General features: G+C 55.1%; 2 protein-coding genes and 1 pseudogene. 1 reads left to right on the top strand and 2 read right to left on the bottom strand.

Annotated features, from left to right (window positions below; genetic code table 11):
- Positions 1 to 49: 49 nt before the first annotated feature.
- A complete protein-coding gene (locus tag ACF8AM_RS04145) occupies positions 50 to 400 on the bottom strand; it encodes a tyrosine-type recombinase/integrase (RefSeq protein ID WP_392554420.1) in 351 nt (116 codons plus the stop codon).
- An 822-nt stretch (positions 401 to 1,222) separates the two neighbouring features.
- Positions 1,223 to 2,455 (bottom strand): bifunctional glutamate N-acetyltransferase/amino-acid acetyltransferase ArgJ, encoded by a 1,233-nt coding sequence (gene argJ / locus ACF8AM_RS04150; protein WP_392554421.1) that lies wholly within the window; start codon positions 2,453 to 2,455, stop codon positions 1,223 to 1,225.
- A 44-nt stretch (positions 2,456 to 2,499) separates the two neighbouring features.
- On the opposite strand from argJ, the pseudogene ACF8AM_RS04155 reads away from it, so the two are divergent.
- Positions 2,500 to 2,768 (top strand): annotated as a pseudogene (locus ACF8AM_RS04155) (hypothetical protein); the annotation flags it as partial.

Genomic DNA, 2,768 nt, shown 5'->3' on the forward strand with positions numbered 1-2,768 from the left:
CGGCGCGTGACCGCGGCTGCTCGATGGGAGCGGCAGATCAAAGCGAAAATCAACAGGCTGCTAGGTCTTGATCGCCTGAGAAGGTTCCGCGTCTCTGATTCGCAGGATTCGCTTGGCAACCTCTCGCTGCACCTGCGAGAAGAACTCGTGCGACTTTCGTGTACAGCGAGGTAGTTTCCAAATTGGTGTGCCGCCACAACTGCCTCATCAGCGGCAACAGATCGTCGCCCAACATGACGTAGCGATCCTTATTGCCTTTGCCAAGTTGAACTCGGATTTGTTGGCGATCGAAATCAAAATCCGACCACTGCAAACGGGCGACCTCCGCGACTTGCAAACCGGTTGCATACAACACGGTGAGAAGCAGTTTGTCACGCAACGTGCGAGCGGCCTCCATCATTCGCAATCAAAACGCCAAATGGTGACGGCTGGTCGACTCAGTCCTCAACGGCCAACGCATGAAGGATGGGCACCCTTACCTTTTTATACCCAACCTCTTTTGAGAGCCGTTTGGGTTGGTAACACTGGCGTTCTGAAGCAAAACATCTCTTTTCCAAGGACCTTTCGTTTTCGATCTGCGGATATTCGTGTTCCCTCGGTCGCTCTGGCGGAACACCAATCCACTCTGGTCGGACACAAATCTTTGGTGTTTCGAGATGTGGGGTATGAAAAAAAACGCTTGCCCGTCAGAGGGTTGATGTTGGCCGTTGGCCAACCAATTTCCCTTCGTTCTCGATTCCTGGGGCGATGCCCCAGGCTACGATGATGAAGGCCTTTGGCCAACAAAACCGAATGCGAAAGTGCAACTTCAAAAGGCGTGATCGAGGGAACGCGTGCCATTGCAACGAGCCGGTGGGTCCCTCGCTGACGCGTTTTGAAGTGGCGTTTTTGCGTGAGGCATTGTTTTTTTTCATAACCCGACGCGTCAGTTTTGAAGTTGCGCTTTTGCGTGAGGCATTGGGTTTTTCATAAACCGACGCGGCACCGAGGGGACCCGTGCCATCGCAACGCGCCGGTGGGTCCCTCGCTGACGCGTCGGGTTGTGAGAAAAACGCAACTTCAAAAAGCGGGGCGAGGGGAGCCAAGATATTTCAGATGAGCACTTGCGCAAACGGATAGCCAACACAACACCAAATACTTCACAACCCAGCCTGACGGTCGTCGGCTGATCAGTGGGGTTTGGCAGGTGGTTCGCTTTCCGACGACAATTTGATCGTTTGTCTTAGGTCGTGTACAGCGAATTGAAACGCACGTAGGCCTCGGTCAGGTCGCTGGCCCAAAAGGAGGCGTTCCCATGGCCGTCACCGACTTTCAGATCCACCAGCACTTCGTTGTTCGACTTCATCTTCTCGCTCAGTTTCGCAGCATCGATGGGAAGCGGTGTTCCGTTTTGGAATACGGTCACGCCATCAATCACCAGACTGGTTCGTTCCGGTTGAATCTTAGGACCGGCGTAACCCGCCGCCGAAACAATCCGGCCCCAATTCGGGTCGCCTCCAGTGATCGCGGTCTTGACCAAAGGACTGGCAGCGACTGTTTTTGCAATCACAAACGCGTCCTCGTCGTTCGACGCGCCGGAAACGCGAACCTCGAAGAAACGGGCAGCACCTTCTCCGTCCGCCACCAACATCTTCGCCAGTTTCAATGCGACTTGCGTGGCAGCTTCTTGCCAGACCGCGAGTTCGTCTTTCGTCAGTTCCTGCGAGTCTTTCGATTCTGACAATCCGGTGCAAACCAACATCACCGTGTCGTTGGTGCTGGTGTGCCCATCCACGCTGACTCGGTTGAACGTTTGCCCCGCAATTTCTCTGAGCGAATCTTGGGCGGTTTGGGGGCCAATCGGTGCATCCGTCATCAAGACTCCCAACATGGTAGCCATGTTGGGAGCGATCATCCCGGCTCCTTTGCACTTCGCGGCAATGCGGAATTCTTGACCGCGGATCGAAACTGTTTGACTGACCGTTTTGCGGAATTGGTCCGTCGTACAAATCGCATCCGCCGATGCCAGAAAATCGGACTCTGCGACGCCAAGCTTGCCTGCCGCCGATTCAATCCCGGCGCGAACCTTTTCCATTGGCAGGGGTTGTCCGATCACTCCCGTGCTCATCACCATCACATCCGCGGCATCGCATCCGGTCAGCTCCGCCGCTTGCTCACACATTGCCTTTGCATTGCACATGCCCTCCTCACCTGTGCACGCGTTCGCATTGCCGCTGTTAGTCAAAACAACCCGTCCGGTCGCAGTAGGCGTTTTGGAACGCGTCAACACGACCGGTGCGGCGACGATTTGGTTTGTGGTGTAAACTCCTGCGATCACGGCAGGTCGATCCGTCACAATCAGCGAGACATCCGGTTTGCCGCTGGCCTTGATTCCACCGACCGCACCGGCAAAACGGATTCCCCGGGGGAGCACATGTGTTGTTGGCGGGTCGTTCTGCGCTGCGTTTTCCGTCATGCTATTCCGTCGAGTTGGTTGGTGAGCGGGATGTAACCCAGGTGATGATTGACAACAATCGACAATGCTATGCCGAATCCCATTTTGGATTCGTTCCCTCGCCGATCTCTTCGCGTCCAAGTTTCGTCCTCGCCAACAGTTTCCACAAGTCGCCAGTGACCGCCGTTTTGAAACCGTCCGACGCCATCCAATCTGACTCTGACCTGGGAGATCTGGTTCGCTGCGAAAACCTGACCAAGAAGTACGGTGATTTCACAGCATTGTCCGATTGCAGTCTCAAAGTTCGTCGAGGGGAAGTCTTTGGGTTGCTCGG

Origin of the sequence: Rhodopirellula sp. JB055 (assembly GCF_043100905.1) — a bacterium.
Lineage (GTDB): Bacteria > Planctomycetota > Planctomycetia > Pirellulales > Pirellulaceae > Rhodopirellula.